Raw genomic sequence first — 17,193 nt, forward strand, 5'->3', positions numbered from 1 at the left:
GGCGGCGACGATGGCGGAGCAGACACAGCAGACGCAGCTGGAACGGCTGCGCGCGCAGGAGATCGACCTGGTGCTGACGGACGCGCAGAACTGGGCGTCCCGGTCGCACCGCGAGCTGTACGAGGCGGTGCACAACAACAACGACCCGGGCCAGACCGGTGAGATCGGCTCCGAGTGGGGCCAGTTCGGCACCGAGCTCACCGAGTCCGCGCGGCTGATCACCGAGCGGGTGGCGGTCAGCGAGTCCGGGTGGACCGGTGCGGCGGCGGACGCCGCGCGGCTCGCGATCAAGGGCCTGGCCGACTGGGTGACGCACACCGCCGAGACCGCGGTCGAGGTCGGCAAGCGGGTGCAGGACCAGAGCCAGATCATGGAGAACGCGCGGGCGAGCATGCCCGAGCCGGTCGAGTTCAACTGGGACCAGGCCACCGGGGCGTTCACGGCGGGCGGCATCGCCGGGTTCGCGGCTTCCGCCACGGACATGCAGGCGGCCAACGACAAGGCGCGGGCGTCGCACGAGCACGCCGTGACGGTCATGAGCACGATGGAGAACGAGTCGCGGGCGGTCGACCAGACCACGCCGCGGTTCACCGCCCCGTTCAACCCGGTCACCGGTCGGACCGAGGAGCCGCCGGCCATGCTGATGCGGGCCCTGATCGTGGAGGGCGGGAGCGGCGGTGGTGGTGGCGGCGGCGGTGGCGCTGCTGGTGCCGGTGATGCCGGTGGCACCGCGCCTTCGAACTTCCTGACGGCGACGCAGCAGGGCAGGCAGGCCGAGGCGGCGCAGCCGATGACGTCCGCGCAGGCCGCGACGTACACGCCGGCGGCCACGGCTTCGACCCCGACCAGTACGTACACAGGCCCGGCCGGTGCCTATGCGGGTGGTGGCGGCGGGACGTACACGAGCGGCAGCCCCACGTCTGCCGGCGTGGCGCCGAGCCCGGCGATGTACCGGCCCGAGGGCACCACGGCTGCCGCGGCGGCGGCGCAGGTTCCCGTGGCCAACCCGTACACGCCGCCGTCCAGCGCGCCCTACACGCCGTCCGGTACCGGCTACACGCCTCCCGGCAGTGGTTACACGCCTCCGGGCAGTGGTTATGTGCCGCCGTACCAGCCGGCCAACCCGAACGCCGTGCCGCGCCAGGGCGGTGGCACCCTGCCTCCCGGCGTGAAGCCGCCGAACTACGTCCCGGCCGGCACCCCGGGCACCCCCGGCACGCCTCCGTTGCCCGGCGGCGGTCCTGGAGGCGGTCCTGGAGGCGGCGGCGGTGGTCGGCTGCCGATGGGCGGTATGCCTCCCGGCGGCTTCGGCGGCGCTACCGGTGCCGGTGGCGCTCCGGGCTTCGGCGGCGCTCCGGGCTTCGGCCCGACAGGATCAGGTGGTGCGGGCGGTGCCGGTGGGTCACTCGCCGCGGGTGGTTCGACCGGCGCGGTCGGTGGTCCGGGTGGTCCCGGCGCCCGTGGCGCGATGCCGGTCGGCGGGTTCGCTCCCGGTGGCGCGGGCGCGGCCGGGATGCCGATGGCCGGGGCGCCGGCCGGTGCCCCGGCGGGCGGTCAGCAGGGTGAGGACAAGGAGCACCGGACCGCCGCGTACCTCCGCGGTGAGGACATCTTCGAGGTGCCGGGCGAGCACCTGCCGCCGTCGGTGATCGGTGGCGCGAAGCCGCGCAAGAAGGGCGACCAGCCGTGATCGAGCCCGAGTTCGTGCTCACGCCGCGACAGCTGGACGTGCTGTGGCACCACCTCGACCTGGGCCGGCTGCCGTACCCGCTGGACGTGCCGAGCCTCGGCGCCACGGAAGAAGAGCGTCAGCGGCTGCGGGAGGAGGTGCTCGCGGAGTACGGCGAGCCCGATCCCCGGCTGGTGGCGTCGCTCCGGCTGCTCGGCGATCACGAGGTGGCGGTGGACGCGGTCGCCCACATCGACCGCGCGGTGCGGGCGGTGGCCGTGTCCGACGGTGAGCGGGGCGCGTTGGCGCTGATCGACAGCGGTTCGGTCGGCGTGCTGGAGATCCGGCCGACCGCGTTGGCCCGGTCGATCGTGGACGTGCTGCCGGACGGGTCGGCGGGGCCGGGCAGCGCGCTGTCGCTGCGGCTGGAGGCGTTGACCGCGGCGGCGCAGGAGGAGCCGGAGGACGACGAGGACGACCCGTGGGGCGGCGGGGAGCTGGACGAGCGGGAGGCGTTGCAGAAGGCCGGGTTGTCGCGCGAGGACGCGACGGTGGTCAGCGAGTTGGCCGGCAGCCGGGTCGCCGGTGGCCAGTTCGGGGTCACCGTCGGCGCCGGCTACCGGCGGGACCGGGCCGCGGCGCTGATCACGTGGTTCGACACCCACCAGGGCCGCTACCTGATGGTGAGCGAGGACGGCTGGCTCAGCCTCGCCCCCACCGACAACGACCGCATCGCCACCCGGATCGCCACCCTCCTAGCCTCCGTCACCTAACCCACCCCGCGTGAGTCCTACGTTCAGAACGCGCGAGTCGTACGTTCAGAACGCGCGAGTCCTACGTTCAGGACCACCGTGTCCTACGTTCAGGACCCCCGAATTCAACGCTCAGGACGCGGGCGACGACCGGAACCGCTCGACCAGCCGCGAGTAGCTGTCGTCCCCGTGCCCGTCCTCGACCACCGCACGCACCAGCCGCAAGGTGTACGACGGGAACTCGTCGTCGATCCCCCGATCACGGCTCTCCCGCACCAGGTCCGCCACGGCCGGCAAGTGGTGCTTCAACGCCCCGAACGGCACCGCGTACTCGCCCCGGTCCACCTCCTCCGCCAACGACGGCAGGTACCCGAGCAACCCGCTCAACGACGCCGTCGCGTGCTCCAGGAACCGCTTCACCTCGACGCCCTCGCTCGACAGCAACGCCGCCGCGTGCAGGAACCCGTTGAGCGTCCCCCACATCGTGTCGTTCATGGCCAACCCGAACAGCGCCGGCGTCCCCGCGTCGTCACCGAGGTAGGCCCCACGCCCACCCAACAACGACAGCACCTCACGATGACGCTCGTAGGCCGCCGAGTCACCGCCGTAGAACACGACCGAGTCGGCATGCCCGATCGCCGGCGCGATGGTCATGATCTGCCCGTGCACGTACGCCGCGCCCTGATCGGACACCCGGGCGGCCAAGTCCCGCGCCTCACCGGACGTCCCATCGGTCAGGTTGACCACCACCCGCCCGTCCAGTGACCCGGCCGACGCCAGGATCGCCCGCACGGCGTCGTTCCCCTTGACGTTCACCACCACGAGATCACTCTCCGCGACGGCCTCCGCCACGGACCCCGCACGCACCGCACCCTCCGCCACCAACGCGTCGGCCTTGCCGGCAGTGCGGTTCCACACCGTGGTCCGCTGCCCACCCGCCAGGAACGCGGCGGCCAACGCGGACCCCATCTCTCCCAAACCCAACACAGTCACAGTCATGCCGGCGACGCTAAAACCTCGACTAAACTTGAGGTCAAGCATCGCCCCAGTGGCATTCCGGGACGTCGTGATCACCCGCCCGAGCCGCCGCCGAAGGCCGCTAAGCTCACTGCGCCCCAACGGCCCACCCCTTACACCATCCGAGTGATAATGGGCCGGAATTCGCACGTCGGAGTACCACTGTGATCACTTCACGCGATACGTCGAAAACAGGGTGCCCCATGACGATTGGCCGACAGAGCTGAATGAGAATGGTCGAACAGGCAGGCGCGGCGCGACTCGGTGACGAACCCGGGGAATCCTCGGCGACCCGGTTCGCGTGCGGTTGGGCCGCCGCCATCACACCCACCGCCCCCTCGGCCGCCGACCTGCCGCGTCCCCTGCTGGAGGCGTTGCTCGCCGGTTTCACCGACGACCTGCGCACCGCGCTCCGGCACGATCGCCCCACGTCCGCGCGCCGGGTCGGCCGCGGCCTGGTCGAGCACGGCCTGGCGTCCGCCGAGACGCTGGAGCGGACGATCGCGTTCGTCGGCGAACACCTGACGACCGACCTGATTGCCGGCCACAAACACCTGATCGCCGTACTCGGAGCGCTTGCCGCCGGATTCAGTGACGCTCTGCGCACCAAAACGCGGGAACAGAACGCGGCAAACTCCACCCGATCAGTCGAATCCGCCGTACGAACGGGTGAAGCGAAGTTCCGGGCCGTATTCCAGACCTCGGCGCTCGCCATCGCGGTATCCGACGTGAACGGCCTGATCCTCGACTGCAACGAGGCGTTGCTCGCCATGCTCGACCGCACCGCCGAGGAACTCGTCGGGACGGTCTCGCGCGACTTGGTGCACCCCGACGAACGCGACGTGATCTCGCACGTCGCCCAGCAGTTGTCCGCCGGGCGCGAGCACGTGCGCATGGAGACGCGGCTGGTCCGGGCGGACGGCGAGGCCGTCGACGTGCTCATCGCGTTGGCCTTATTGCGTGACGACGACGGCGCGCCCGCGTTCTACGTCACGATGATCGAGAGCCTGGACGAGCTCCGCGCGCTCCAGGCGCAGTTGCTCCGGCAGAGCCTGCACGACATGCAGACCGGCCTGGCGAACCGGGCGCAGTTCGTCGGCTGGCTGGAGGGCGCGGTCGGCTCCATGGGACCCGCGACGCTCGCGCTGGTCGTGTTCGACCTCGACGGGTTCCGGGTGGTCAACGACGCGTTCGGGCACGAGGTCGGCAACCTCATCCTGGCCGCCGTCGCCGGGCACCTGCGCTCGGTGTTCGACGGGATCGGGCAGCTGGCCCGGATCGGCCCGGACGAGTTCGGCGTGCTGATCCGCGACCCGGCCGACGTGCCGACCGTGGTGGCGCTCGCCGAGTCGGCCGTCGAACGGCTCGCGGAACCGGTGTGGGTGGGCGATGACGGCATCGGCGTGACGGCCAGCGTCGGCATCGTCGTGCAGGCCGCGCGCGGGGCGGACGCGGTCGACTTGCTGCGGTGCGTCGACCTGACCGTGCGGTGGGCCAAGGACGACGGCAAGGCGCAGTGGGCGCTCTACGACCACGGCCGTGACCAGCGCGAACGTGCGCGGATGCGGTTGGCCGCGTCCATCTCGGGCGGGTTGGAGCAGGGCGATTTCCGGGTCGACTACGAGCCGGTGTACTCGCTGGCGGACGGGTCGCTGCTGGCCGTCGAGGCGCGGTTGCGGTGGGACCACCCGACGGAAGGGCTGCTGGACCCGCAGACGCTGGTGTCGCTGTCGACGTGCACCGGGATGGTGGTGCGGCTCGGGGAGTGGGCGATCGGGCAGGCGTGCGCCGACGCCGGCCGTTGGCACGCCGAGTTCGGGTCGGCGGCGCCGGTGCTGAGCATGGACCTGAGCGCGCGGCAGTGCCAGGAGCCGGAGCTGGTGGCGACCGTGCGGCGGGCGTTGCGGGAGAGCGGGCTGCCGGCCGCGATGCTCCAGTTCGAGCTGGGCGAGCAACTGCCCGCGTTGATCAGCGACGACCAGGTGGACGAGCTGACGTTCCTGGCGGATCACGGGGTGCGGCTGGTGCTCGACCAGGTCGGTGGCGGCAACGTGCCGGTGGACCGGCTGCGGCGGATCCCGTTGAGCGGGGTGAAGTTCCAGGGTGCGCCGGTGTACGGGCTGGCGGAGGGCGCGAACCGGATCGACGAGAGCGCGGCCGTGACGCTGCTCAACTGGACGCGGACGTTGAGCATTCCGGTGTACGCGGCGGGTGTGCGCACGGAGTTCGAGGCGCGGCGGTTGGCGGAGCTGGGCGTGACGGGGGCGCAGGGGCCGCTGTACGGGTCGTCGTGGCTGACGTTCGACGAGGTGTCCGCGCTGCTCGGCCGGTCGTGATCCCGAGAGCAGGCGCAAAAGCTCTGATCCCAGGCGTGACGGGTGTTCTGAGCGTTGAATTCGGGGGTCCTGAACGTAGGACACGGTGGTCCTGAACGTACGACTCGCGGGTTCTGAACGTAGGACTCACGGCATAGTTGGGGGGTGGACGTTGAACTTCTGGCGGTCGCCGAGGCGGACAAACCCGTGCTGGCCAACCTGATCCAGCTGTACCAGCACGACTTCTCCGAGATCCGCGAGCTGCCGCTCACCCGGCACGGCACCTTCGGCTACTCCTACCTGGACCACTACTTCACCGAGCAGACGCGTGAGGCGTACTTCATCGAGGCGGGCGGCGAGTTGGCCGGGTTCGCGCTGGCCCGCGGCGACGTGGACCCGGACGGGTCGTGGAACGTCGCCGAGTTCTTCGTCGCCCGCGGCCACCGGCGGAAGGGGGTGGCACGGGAAGCGGCACGCCTGCTGTTCGCCCGCCACCCCGGCGTCTGGACCTTGAACTTCGACCACGCCAACACCGCCGCCGCGGCGTTCTGGCCGTCCGTCACCGCGTCCGTCGCGACCGGGCCCGTGGAGGAGGTCGACGTGTTCGAGGAGGTGCCCTGCACGCGCCTGAGATTCCGGGTGGGCTGAACACCAGGCCGTCAACGGACCGGGCGGAGGGGGACGGCCGGGTCCACCACAACCGGGCGGAGCGGGACGGCCGGGTCCACCACGACCAGCCGGGACGGCGCAGGCCGAGGCAGCGGGATGTCATCCGGCGCAGGCCGTGCGGACCGCCGCGGCACGTGCACCCACCCGGCGTGCCGCTCCTCGCCCAGCCGCACGTCCACCAGCCGCCGGTAGGCCGTGGCGTCGATGCCGGGGTAGCCGTGCCGCACGAGCGACCGGTGGATGTCCTCCGAGACCACGAGCACCAGCGGCTCGCGGACCTGGCGCAGTTCACGCCTGGCCTCGTCGGCGTCGAGCAGTCGGCACGCGAGGTCCAGCGCCTCACCGAACGAACTCCACCGGTCGTAGTGCACCTCGCCGGCGTGCAGCACGGCGCGCAACCTGATCGGTTTGCCGGGATGTCCGATCGCGTGCCGGTCGAGCAGCGCGCTCAGCCTCGGCGCCACGTCGGACAGGAACACCGTCTTCGGCACCTCGTCCACCGGGCGGACGATCACCAGGGCGCCGTCGCCGCGGTCACGGATCGGGTCGCGGAACCGGTCCGTGACGCCCGCTTCGTCCAAGGCCTGTTCGAGGAGCGCGTACATGATCTGCCGCAGCACGGCGCGTTCCGGGTTGGTGCGGCAAGTCGAAGCCTCCACGTCCACGCCGAAGATCACGCGGTGTCGCGGCGGCGGTGACACCTCCGCGGGACCGATCACCTCCGCCGGCCCGGTCACCTCCGGCAAGCCCGTCACGTCGGGGCAGTTCGCGTTCGTCATCATGGTTGGAGCGTTGCCGATCGTGATCGGGGCGTCCCGAATTCCGATCGTTCCCGATCACCCGCCGCTGTGCCAAGGTAGCCAGGGTGAGGACTGTTGATCGTGGGGCGCCGGTCGGCCCTCCACCCGAGCCCGGCCCGACGCCGGACCTGGCCACGCTGACCGACCGGTTGGCGCGGCTGCGCGAGTGGGCCGGTCTCTCCCTCCGCGACATCGCCGAGCTGGTCGAACGGTTGCGGCTGGCCCGCCGCACCCCGGACGAACCGGGACGGCGGCCGTCCTACGGCGCGGTGCACGCCCTGTTCCAGCACGACCGGAAGCGGCTCAACGAAGGGCTGTTCCTCGACGTCGTGCGCGTCCTGCTGGACCGCCAGTCGCCGCACCAGAGCTGGCGGGAGCAGCAGATCACCCTGTGGCGCAACGCGTACCGGACCGCTATGGGCGGCCGACCGGTCTCCGACGGGCCGCACCGGGACTTCTCGATCGGGCCGCTGCGCACACCATGTCGGATCCTGGAGGGCGACGGCGAGCACCCCATCCCGGAGGAGAACGTGCGGGTCGTGGTGAACCCGGTGAACGTCAAGCTGCCCGCCGAGGTCGCCCAGTGGCGTGACGTGATCGTTGACCGCCAGCTCCGCCTGCGCCACGACGGCCGTGAGCACGTGTGGAACGGCCCGCGCTACGCGGTGGAGGACTTCTTCGCGACCCGCGTCGGCCCGGTGGAGAGCCCGGAGGTGACGTTGCGGCTCAAGCACTCCGACTACTACACGTTCCTGGCCGCGCAACGCCTGGACGACCAGCTGAGCGACGGCGGCACGCTGCGCAGCGAGTACCTGGACGGCCGTGACCCGCGCGAGGTTCCGGAGTTCATGCGGTCGAGCTTCGGGCTCAACGTCGCCGTGGTGACGGCGGACGGCTGGCTGGTCGTGTCACGGCGCAGCAGCCGCCTCGGCATCGGACAAGGCCAGTGGAACTCGTCGGCGAACGAGGGCCTGCACCGCAACCTGGACGGGCCCGGCGGCGTCGCGCCCAACCTGTTCCGCGCCGCCGAACGGGGTGTGCGGGAGGAGTTGCGGCTCGACCAGGACCAGTACGAACTGCGGCTGCTCGCGTTCGTCGTGGTGACCAGGCTGTCCCAGTGGGCGGCGCTGTTCCTGGCCCGGCTGCACACCACGACGAGGGCCGGGTTCGAGGCGAACGCGGGTCGTGGCATCGCGGACGGGTGGGAGCACCCCGAGTTCGACTTCGTCCGCTTCACCCCGGCGGACGTCGTCGACTACCTGCTGCGGGACGACCGGCGCGACTACTGGGCGCCGGCCGCCCCCGTGCTGTTCTACCTGTCGCTGGTCAACGCGTTCGGCCGCCGTGCCGTGGACGCCGAGGTCGAGCGACGCTGAGGTCGAGCGACGCTGAGCCAGGGCGACGCTGAGCCAGGGCGACGGTCACCACTCCGGGCGCAACGGCATGTGGGACGTGGCGCCGTCCAGCTTCACGCCGAGCACCTGGTGCAGCTGGATGTTGTTCCGCTCGAACCCGAGCCGGGACGCGGCCAGGTACAGCCGCCACACCCGCGCCCGACCCAGCCCCACCTCGGCCACCGCGTCGTCCCAGTGCTCTTCGAGGTTCGCGCACCACGCCGCCAGCGTCATGGCGTAGTGCTCGCGCAGGTTCTCCTCGTGCCGCACCTCGAACCCGGTGTCGTGCATCAACGACACGATGTGCCCCGGCCCGACCAGCTCGCCGTCCGGGAACACGTACCGGTTGATGAAGCCGCCGGTCCGCGCCGGCTGCTTGTTGTCCGGCCGGGTGATGCAGTGGTTCAGCAGCCGCCCGCCGGGCCGCACCTTCCGGTGCAGCGAGCGGAAGTACGCGGGCAGCTTGGCCTTGCCGATGTGCTCGGTCAGGCCGATCGAGCTGACCGCGTCGAACCTGTCCTCCCGCACGTCCCGGTAGTCCAGGTGCCGCACCTCGGCCAGGTCGGACAGCCCGGCCTCCACGATCGCCTTCTGCGCCCACTCCGCCTGGTTGCGCGACAGCGTCACACCCAGCGCGCGCACGCCGTACTCACGCGCCGCGTGCATGACCATCCCGCCCCAGCCGCAGCCGACGTCCAGCAGCCGCATCCCCGGCTCCAGCCCGAGCTTGCGCGCCACCAGGTCGTGCTTGGCGAACTGCGCCTGCTCCAAAGTGGACTGCGCCGTCGGGTACACCGCGCACGTGTACGCCATGGACGGCCCGAGGACCCACTCGTAGAACGTGTTCGACACGTCGTAGTGGTGCGCGATCGCCTCACGGTCACGCGCCTTGGAGTGCCGCACGCCGCGCAGCCGGCGCTCCTGCGGCGGGACTTCGATCCGCGTCCGCAGCCGGGTGCGCCCGAGGGTCGCCAGCAACTCCATCCGCTCGCCCCACGGCACCTCCCTCAGCGACATCTCGGACAGGTGCCGCAACGCGCCGTACACGTCGCCGATGATCTCCAGGTGCCCGGACACGTACGCGCGTGCCAGGCCCAGCTCTCCGGGCGCCGACGCCAGGTACGACAACGCTTCCGGCGTCCGCACCTCGATGCCCACACTCGCGTCGGCCGGCCCCGCCTTGCTGCCGTCGTACGCGCTGAAGCGCACGGACGCGTCGCCTCCGACCGCCCGCTGGAACACCTCCGCCAACCGCATGACCCCGGCTCCCTTCACCTACGGAGAACACACTTGGCGTACAAATCGGGCAGCCTGCCCGCAGGGTCGTACCGCTCCTTCAACTCCTGGTACGTCGGGCCGTTGTAGTTGGCCCAGAACTCCTCCTCGCGGTAGTACGAGTCGGAGTACAGCGACTTGTGCCCGCCCAGCTCGGTGACCTTGTCCTCGATCAACCGGTTCCGGCTGCCCTGCTCCTCGCCCGGCCGCAGCGACACCGTCGACCAGAAGCCGACGTTGACGTACAGCACGTCCGGGTCCATCGGGTACAGCGGCCAGACGCCGTCCCGGCTGCGCAGCCGCACCGGGCACAGCCACACCGGGCTGATGCCGATCTCGCGGTGGAAGAAGTCGAGGAACTCGGCGAGCCGGTCGACCGGGATCTCCACGTCCTGGATCACCGGCTCCTGCACCGCCTTGCTCAACCGGTCCGACAGCTTGTGCCGCCGGTCCCACGCCACGACCTTGCGGTACACGTCCGACCGCAGGTACCGCTTGGGCACCAGCCGCCGCACCAGCGGGTGCTGCACGCCGAACGCCCGTGAGCACCAGAACCAATCCGTGTCCCACCGCCACAGGTAATCCCGGACGGTCAGGTAGTCGGTCCGCCGCCGTTGGATGGACCGGTAGTAGACCTCGTTACTGGTGTAGTCCGACGTCCGCGGCGCGGTGTCGGCCCAGCTGCCCAACGTCAGGTACTGCTCTCCGCCGGAGAACACCGTGCCGTCCACGAAGTCGACCGGTTCGCCCTGGTAGGAGCGTTCCGCGCAGACCGCGGCGATGACCTCGGCGCACTGCGCGGCATCACCGAACGGCACGTGCCGCAACTTGACGTACGGCTTCACCGGTTCGAGTTCGATCTCCAGCCGCAACGCGTAGCCGAGCGTGCCGTACGAGTTCGGGAAGCCCCGGAAGAGACCGCCGTGCTCGTCGTCGTGCGGACCGGTCACGACGACCTCGCCGTCGCCGGTCATCACCTCCAGCTCGCGCACCGACTCGTGCGGCAGGCCGTTGCGGAACGAGCTGGACTCGATGCCGAGGCCCGCCACCGCGCCGCCCAGCGTGATCGTCTTGAGCTGCGGCACGACCAGCGGCATCAGGCCGTGCGGCAGGGTGGCGTCCACCAGGTTCTCGTAGGTCGTCATGCCCTGCACCCGGGCGGTGCGGGCGTCCGGGTCGACCGACAGCACCCGGTCGAACCGGGCCACGTCGAGGCCGCCGGACTGGTCGGCGCGGAAGCGGAAGAGGTTCGACGTCGACTTGGCGAGGCGCACCGGCGCGCCCGCGGGGATGGCCGCGTACTGGCCGCGCAGCGCGGCGACCGCCCGCCCGTGATCGGACTCCCGGCTCTGTCGGGAGTGGTCCTGCACGTGATCCCTCACGAGTGCGACGTTAGGCCGCCATCGCTTGATCAGCACCCCCAAAATTCACCTCCAACCAAGTTACCGACGGGTAGTACGCTGAGTGGTTATGACCCACGCCACGCACGAGGTGACCAACCAGGTCCCGCCGCTGGAAGGCCACGACGTCTCCGCCGACCCGGCGCTGCTGGACGGCCTGCGTCGCGGCGGAGCGGAGTGGGCCGAGCCGGAACTGCGCGCACTCGGCGTGCTGGCGGGCACGGAGCACGTCCAGGACCTGGGTCGACAGGCGAACGCTCACCCGCCCGTGCTGCACACGCACGACCGGTACGGGCACCGGATCGACGAGGTCGAGTTCCACCCCGCCTGGCACGAGCTGATGGGGACCGCGGTCTCGAACGGCCTGCACGCGACGGCGTGGCGGGACGAACGGCCGGGCGCGCACGTCGCCCGCGCGGCCAAGTTCTTCGTGTGGAGCCAGGCCGAGGCGGGGCACGGGTGCCCGATCTCGATGACGTACGCCGCCGTGCCCGCGTTGCGCCGGACGCCCGCGCTGGCGGCGCAGTACGAGCCGCTGCTGGCGTCCACCGAGTACGACTTCGGGCTGCGCGCGCCGCTGACCAAGCGCGGGTTGATCGCGGGCATGTCGATGACCGAGAAGCAGGGCGGCTCGGACGTGCGGGCGAACACCACGCGGGCCGCGCCGCGGGGTGACCACTACGTGCTGACCGGGCACAAGTGGTTCACGTCCGCGCCGATGTCCGACCTGTTCCTCACCCTGGCGCAGACGCAGGGCGGCCTGTCCTGCTTCCTGGTGCCGCGCGTGCTGCCGGACGGCACGCGGAACGCGATGTTCCTGCAACGGCTGAAGGACAAGCTGGGCAACAAGTCCAACGCGTCCGCGGAGGTGGAGTACGACGGCGCGGTCGGGTGGCTGGTCGGCGAGGAGGGCCAGGGGGTGCGGACCATCATCGAGATGGTCAACACGACCCGGCTGGACTGCGTGCTCGGCTCGGCGTCCGGGATGCGGCTCGGGTTGACGCAGGCCACGCACCACGCGGCGCACCGCAAGGCGTTCGGGGCGTACCTGATCGACCAGCCGGCGATGCGGAACGTGCTGGCCGACCTGGCGGTGGAGTCGGAGGCGGCCACGACGGTGGCGCTGTGGCTGGCCGGCAACCGCAGTCGGCTGGGGCTCGCGGTGACGAAGTACTGGGTGTGCAAGCGCGGTCCGGCGCACGCCGCCGAGGCGTTGGAGTGCTTGGGCGGCAACGGTTACATCGAGGACTCGGGGATGCCGCGGCTGTTCCGCGAGTCACCGTTGATGTCGATCTGGGAGGGCTCGGGCAACGTCGCCGCGCTGGACGCGTTGCGTGCTCTCGGGCGTTCTCCCGAGGCGGTCGAGGAGTTCTTCGGCGAGCTGGACGCGGCCCGGGGTTCGGATCGGCGGCTGGACGCGGCGGTGGACGGGATCAAGGCCGAGTTGACCGACCTCGGCGACCTCGAAGTGCGGGCGCGGCGGCTGGTGGAGCGGATGGCGTTGGCGTTGCAGGGTTCGCTGCTCGTGCGGCACGGGCAGCCGGCGGTGGCGGACGCGTTCTGCGCGTCCCGGCTGTCCGGCGACTGGGGCGTGGCGTTCGGTACCCTGCCGCGCGGCGTCGATTTCGGCGCGATCGTCGAGCGGGGGTTGCCGAAGCTGTGAGTTCCGTACGGGTGGAGCGTTCCGGTCCGGTGTTCACGGTCCTGCTGAACCGGCCGGCGGTGCGCAACGCGGTGGACGGACCGACCGCGCACACGTTGACCGAGGTGTTCCGGGAGTTCGACGAGGACCCGACGGCGGCGGTGGCCGTGCTGTACGGCGAGGGCGGCACGTTCTGCTCGGGCGCGGACCTGAAGGCGCTGGGTTCACCCCGGAGCAACGATCCGGAGTCGCCGGCTGGTCCAATGGGCCCGACCCGGCTGCGCCTGTCGAAGCCCGTGATCGCCGCCGTCTCCGGTCACGCGGTCGCGGGCGGCTTGGAGCTGGCGTTGTGGTGCGACCTCCGGGTGGCCGACGAGGACGCGGTGTTCGGCGTGTTCTGCCGGCGTTGGGGCGTCCCGCTGATCGACGGCGGCACGGTGCGGCTGCCACGCCTGATCGGCACGTCGCGCGCCATGGACCTGATCCTGACCGGCCGAGCGGTGGCCGCCGACGAGGCCCTGGCCATCGGCCTGGTGAACCGCGTGGTGCCGACGGGCACGTCCCGGTCGGCCGCCGAGGCGCTGGCGCTGGAGATCGCCGCGTTCCCCCAGGTCTGCCTGCGTGAGGACCGCATGTCGGTCCTCGAACAGGAAGGCCTCTCGGAACAGGAAGCCCTGGTCAACGAGCTGGAGCACGGCCTGACGTCCCTGCGGGAGGTGGAGCAGGGCCTGCGCCGCTTCCACTCCGGCGAAGGACGGCACGGCCGCTTCTGAACGGTCCAACCTCGCCCAAAGCCCGGACCCGTCGTCCCCCACGCGGTTTCCTGGGGAATCCGGAGCTTTAGGGGGAAACACGATGGCAAAGCGCTTACTCGGCGTGCTGGCAGCGGGTGTGGTCTTCTCGCTCGTCCTGGGCGGGCAGTCCGCGGCCACACCCGACCAGCAGTCCGTCCAGCGAATCCAGCCCGACCCGATGCTGATGTTCCCGTCGAACCCGACCGGGACCGACTGGGTCGCGGTCGCCCGCGATCGGGCGGCGAAGGCGGAGGCACGCGGCCAACGCTTCGACGCGCAGGCCGCGTTGCCGTACCAGGAGCGGGAGGTGGCGGGCACCGCCGGCGCCAACGACACACCGGCGACGGCCGAGCACATCGCGGGGTTCGGCACCCGCCGGAACACGAACCCGAAGGTCGCGCTGACCGGCGACCTCAAGCCGGACGAGACGATCCCCACGCTGCCGCCGTTCGCCGAGACCAACGACGCGATCGGCCTCGCGAGCGACCTCGGCATCGGGGACGTCCGCAAGACCGTGCGCACCAGCGGCACGATCGGCGACGGCCCGTACGGCAGCGCCGGTGACGGCACCGGTGACATCGACTTCTACCGGCTCGCCGGCGGGACGTCGGGGGCGACGTTGAGGGTGCGGACGTCCACGCCGGTCGGGGACCTGGACACGGTCCTCGCGTTGTTCGACCCCGACGGCAACCTGTGGAACTACAACGCCGACACCGTCGACTCCACCGACTCGGCCATCACGTTCACCATCCGGCCGGGTGAGGAGTTCTACCTGATGGTGGGCTCCGACCCGATCGGGCTGCCGCGCGACCCCAAGACGCCCGGCACCGGTGACGGCGTCCGCACCGAGGGCCCGTACGAGCTGCGGATCACCAGTGGCAGGAGCGGCGGCGACCTGGACTACTACTCGTTCGACCTGCGTGCCGGAGACGTGCTCGGCGCTGCCCTCTCGGGTGGGGGAACGCTGCTCACGGTGCGCGACCCGGCGGGCCGCGAGGTGTTCGGCTCCGAGCAGGACCTCACCACCGTCTTCGCCCTCGACTCGCCGATGCCGGGTGGCGGCAACGCCGTCGTGGACTTCGTGGCACCGCGCGACGGCCGCTACCGGGTCGGCGTCGAGGCGGGCGAAGGCCCGTACGGCATCAAGCTCGAAGCGTTCCGCCCCGGCACGGAAACCGCTCCGCGCGGCTCCGTGCACACGGTCTTCCTGGACTTCGACGGCGCCAGGGTGAACACGGCGATCTACGGCACCGGTGGCGGCATCCGCGACCTCTCCCCGCTGTCCACCTTCCTGCCCAGGTGGGGCCTCACCACGCGGGACGAATCGGCGTTGATCAACGGGATCATCGCGACCGTGCGGGAGAACCTCGAACGGGACATGATCGCCAAGGGCACCAACCCCCGGTTCGCGCTGCGTTTGCTCAACAGCCGCGACCACGCCGACCCGTGGGGACAGCCGAACGTCAGCCGCGTCGTCGTCGGCGGCAGCATCGCCGAGTCGGGCATTCCCACGATCGGCGTCGCGCAGTCGATCGACGCGGGCAACTTCGGTCGTGAGGAGACCGCGCTGGTGCTGCTGGACGTGATCAGCGAACCGGCGGGGCCGACGTGGTCGCTCAACTCGTACGTGGGCGCGGGCAGCGACAAGACCACGTTCATCGGCCGTGCGGTCGGCAACATCACGAGCCACGAGATCGGGCACATGTCGGGCAGTTGGCACACGAACGGGCTCAACGACGTGCACGGCATCATGGACCCGGGCGGCAACCCGGCGGTGATGTTCGGCGTCGGCCCGGACGGCCTCGGCGGCACTGCCGACGACCCTGACCTCGACCTGGTCGAGGAGGAGCTGAGCCCTGACGAGGGCTTCACCGGCGTCCAGGACACGGTCAACCGCACCGCTTGGGCGTTCGTCCGCGGCACCGGCTGACCCGCGGCACGGCGCGCTGGACCCGTGCCGCACTCCGGCACGGGCCCAGGCGGTGTTTCGGAAGTCTTCGCTGGTGCCAGGCGCTCAGGGCTCTGCTGTTGCCCCGATCACCTTCAGTTGATCTCCAGTATGGTCGAGGTTTAGTCGTACGAAGTCGTGCACGTGCTCTTCATCCGGCCGGACGTGGCCGCGGTCAAAGTCCGCCGGCGGTACTTCTCCCTGGAGGGCGAGCCGCTGACCGAGGAGGGTGAGGGCACCCCGATGTACGTGATGTCCAAGGAGGGCGGCCAGTGGCGTTTGACCGCCAACCAGAACACGGCCGTGCCGGTCGAACGAGCGAGCTGAACCCGATCTGCCGGACACGGCCTGGGCATCGGCTAGCTCGTCAACCCGAGTTCACGGGCGATCAGCATCTTCTGGACCTCGCTGGTGCCCTCGCCGATCTCCAGGATCTTGGCGTCGCGGTAGAACCGGCCCACCGGGAACTCGTTCATGAAGCCGTAGCCGCCGAAGATCTGGGTCGCCTCACGGGCGTTGTCCATCGCCGCCTCGGACGACACCAGCTTGGCGATCGCCGCCTCGCGCTTGAACGGCTCACCGCGCAGCATCTTCGCCGCCGCCTGGTAGTACGCCAACCGCGAGGTGTGCGTGCGCGCCTCCATCTCGGCGATCTTGAACTGGATCGCCTGGTAGGAGCCGATCTTGTGGCCGAACGCCTCGCGCTCGCCCACGTACCGCACGCACTCGTCCACGCACCCCTGCGCCAGCCCGACGCCGATGGCCGCGATCGCCACCCGGCCCTCGTCCAACGTCTGGAGGAACTGCGCGTACCCACGCCCGCGCTCGCCGACCAGGTTCCCGACCGGCACCCGGCAGTCCTGGAACGACAGCTCACGCGTGTCGGACGCGTTCCAGCCGACCTTGGAGTACTTGCGCGACACCGAGAACCCCGGCGTGCCGCTCGGCACGATGATCGCCGAGATCTCCGCCTTGCCGTTCTCCCGCTGCCCGGTGATCGCCGCGACCGTCACCAGGCCGGTGATGTCCGTGCCCGAGTTGGTGATGAACGCCTTGGTCCCGTTGATCACCCACTCGTCGCCGTCGAGCCGCGCGGTGGTCCGCAACGCGCCCGCGTCCGATCCGCCACCGGGTTCGGTCAGCCCGAACGCGCCCAGCACGGAGCCGGAGCACATCTGAGGCAGCCAAGCGGCCTTCTGCTCGGCGGAACCGAACCGGTACAGCGGCATCGAGCCCAGCGAGACCCCGGCCTCCACCGTGATGGCCACCGACGAGTCGACCCGCGCCAACTCCTCCAACGCCAGGCACAACGCGAAGTAGTCGCCGCCCATGCCGCCGAACTCCTCCGGGAACGGCAGGCCGAACAGGCCCATCCGCCCCATCTTGGCGACGATCTCGTACGGGAATTCCTCGCGCTCGTAGAACCCGCCGATGACCGGCGCGACCTCGTCGCGGGCGAACTCCTCTACGGTCTTGCGCAGCGCCTCGTATTCCTCGTCAAGGCGGAAGTCCAACATC

14 protein-coding genes are annotated in these 17,193 nt (G+C 70.9%); 9 read left to right on the forward strand and 5 right to left on the reverse strand.

Annotated features, from left to right (window positions below):
* Positions 1-10: 10 nt before the first annotated feature.
* Both F4560_RS27350 and F4560_RS27355 read left to right on the forward strand, forming a co-directional pair.
* Positions 11-1,690: a PPE domain-containing protein gene (locus F4560_RS27350; protein WP_184924559.1), complete on the forward strand. Its 1,680-nt coding sequence runs from the start codon at positions 11-13 to the stop codon at positions 1,688-1,690.
* The gene (locus F4560_RS27355; protein WP_184924561.1) at positions 1,687-2,442 is read left to right on the forward strand and encodes an ESX secretion-associated protein EspG; all 756 of its coding nucleotides are present in this window, start codon (positions 1,687-1,689) and stop codon (positions 2,440-2,442) included. The genes F4560_RS27350 and F4560_RS27355 overlap by 4 nt, the downstream gene beginning before the upstream one ends.
* A 111-nt stretch (positions 2,443-2,553) precedes the next feature.
* On the opposite strand, the gene F4560_RS27360 is transcribed toward F4560_RS27355, so the two are convergent.
* Entirely contained in the window at positions 2,554-3,462 is a 909-nt protein-coding gene (locus F4560_RS27360; protein ID WP_281391961.1) for an NAD(P)-dependent oxidoreductase, read from the reverse strand.
* A 209-nt stretch (positions 3,463-3,671) separates the two neighbouring features.
* On the opposite strand from F4560_RS27360, the gene F4560_RS27365 reads away from it, so the two are divergent.
* Complete coding sequence (locus F4560_RS27365) at positions 3,672-5,774, forward strand: putative bifunctional diguanylate cyclase/phosphodiesterase (protein ID WP_184924565.1); 2,103 nt, start codon at positions 3,672-3,674, stop codon at positions 5,772-5,774.
* A gap of 144 nt (positions 5,775-5,918) precedes the next feature.
* Positions 5,919-6,401 (forward strand): GNAT family N-acetyltransferase, encoded by a 483-nt coding sequence (locus F4560_RS27370; protein WP_184924567.1) that lies wholly within the window; start codon positions 5,919-5,921, stop codon positions 6,399-6,401.
* An 11-nt stretch (positions 6,402-6,412) separates the two neighbouring features.
* Here F4560_RS27370 and F4560_RS27375 read toward each other — a convergent pair whose 3' ends face one another.
* Complete coding sequence (locus F4560_RS27375; RefSeq protein WP_184924569.1) at positions 6,413-7,204, reverse strand: hypothetical protein; 792 nt, start codon at positions 7,202-7,204, stop codon at positions 6,413-6,415.
* Positions 7,205-7,287: 83 nt separating this feature from the next.
* Here F4560_RS27375 and F4560_RS27380 point away from each other — a divergent pair, with 83 nt between their 5' ends.
* Positions 7,288-8,598 (forward strand): hypothetical protein, encoded by a 1,311-nt coding sequence (locus F4560_RS27380; protein ID WP_184924570.1) that lies wholly within the window; start codon positions 7,288-7,290, stop codon positions 8,596-8,598.
* Positions 8,599-8,643: 45 nt separating this feature from the next.
* Here the strand turns inward: F4560_RS27380 and F4560_RS27385 are convergent, their stop codons facing one another.
* On the reverse strand, positions 8,644-9,873 hold the full coding sequence (locus F4560_RS27385; RefSeq protein ID WP_184924572.1) for a class I SAM-dependent methyltransferase: 1,230 nt from the start codon (positions 9,871-9,873) through the stop codon (positions 8,644-8,646).
* Between the two features lie 14 nt (positions 9,874-9,887).
* A complete protein-coding gene (locus tag F4560_RS27390) occupies positions 9,888-11,273 on the reverse strand; it encodes an FAD-binding oxidoreductase (protein WP_312869510.1) in 1,386 nt (461 codons plus the stop codon).
* 88 nt (positions 11,274-11,361) lie between these two features.
* Between F4560_RS27390 and F4560_RS27395 the strand changes: the two genes are divergently transcribed.
* The 4 genes from F4560_RS27395 (at position 11,362) to F4560_RS27410 (ending at position 16,002) form a co-directional block, all read left to right on the forward strand.
* Positions 11,362-12,954: an acyl-CoA dehydrogenase family protein gene (locus F4560_RS27395; RefSeq protein ID WP_184924574.1), complete on the forward strand. Its 1,593-nt coding sequence runs from the start codon at positions 11,362-11,364 to the stop codon at positions 12,952-12,954.
* The gene (locus tag F4560_RS27400; protein WP_184924577.1) at positions 12,951-13,706 is read left to right on the forward strand and encodes a crotonase/enoyl-CoA hydratase family protein; all 756 of its coding nucleotides are present in this window, start codon (positions 12,951-12,953) and stop codon (positions 13,704-13,706) included. The genes F4560_RS27395 and F4560_RS27400 overlap by 4 nt, the downstream gene beginning before the upstream one ends.
* Positions 13,707-13,788: 82 nt before the next feature.
* Positions 13,789-15,657: a PPC domain-containing protein gene (locus tag F4560_RS27405; RefSeq protein WP_184924579.1), complete on the forward strand. Its 1,869-nt coding sequence runs from the start codon at positions 13,789-13,791 to the stop codon at positions 15,655-15,657.
* A 156-nt stretch (positions 15,658-15,813) separates the two neighbouring features.
* Entirely contained in the window at positions 15,814-16,002 is a 189-nt protein-coding gene (locus F4560_RS27410) for a nuclear transport factor 2 family protein (RefSeq protein WP_221483661.1), read from the forward strand.
* 32 nt (positions 16,003-16,034) lie between these two features.
* Here the strand turns inward: F4560_RS27410 and F4560_RS27415 are convergent, their stop codons facing one another.
* Positions 16,035-17,192: an acyl-CoA dehydrogenase family protein gene (locus tag F4560_RS27415; RefSeq protein WP_184924581.1), complete on the reverse strand. Its 1,158-nt coding sequence runs from the start codon at positions 17,190-17,192 to the stop codon at positions 16,035-16,037.
* Position 17,193: the final 1 nt, after the last annotated feature.

It is taken from the genome of Saccharothrix ecbatanensis, from assembly GCF_014205015.1.
Lineage (GTDB): Bacteria > Actinomycetota > Actinomycetes > Mycobacteriales > Pseudonocardiaceae > Actinosynnema > Actinosynnema ecbatanense.

Excerpts from the sequence above, each read along its gene's own strand:
- F4560_RS27405 (WP_184924579.1), top strand. The coding sequence starts at position 13,789 with ATGGCAAAGCGCTTACTCGGCGTGCTGGCAGCGGGTGTGGTCTTCTCG.
- F4560_RS27385 (WP_184924572.1), bottom strand. The coding sequence starts at position 9,873 with ATGCGGTTGGCGGAGGTGTTCCAGCGGGCGGTCGGAGGCGACGCGTCC.
- F4560_RS27365 (WP_184924565.1), top strand. The coding sequence starts at position 3,672 with ATGGTCGAACAGGCAGGCGCGGCGCGACTCGGTGACGAACCCGGGGAA.
- F4560_RS27415 (WP_184924581.1), bottom strand. The coding sequence starts at position 17,192 with ATGTTGGACTTCCGCCTTGACGAGGAATACGAGGCGCTGCGCAAGACC.
- F4560_RS27395 (WP_184924574.1), top strand. The coding sequence starts at position 11,362 with ATGACCCACGCCACGCACGAGGTGACCAACCAGGTCCCGCCGCTGGAA.
- F4560_RS27360 (WP_281391961.1), bottom strand. The coding sequence starts at position 3,462 with ATGCTTGACCTCAAGTTTAGTCGAGGTTTTAGCGTCGCCGGCATGACT.
- F4560_RS27350 (WP_184924559.1), top strand. The coding sequence starts at position 11 with ATGGCGGAGCAGACACAGCAGACGCAGCTGGAACGGCTGCGCGCGCAG.
- F4560_RS27375 (WP_184924569.1), bottom strand. The coding sequence starts at position 7,204 with ATGATGACGAACGCGAACTGCCCCGACGTGACGGGCTTGCCGGAGGTG.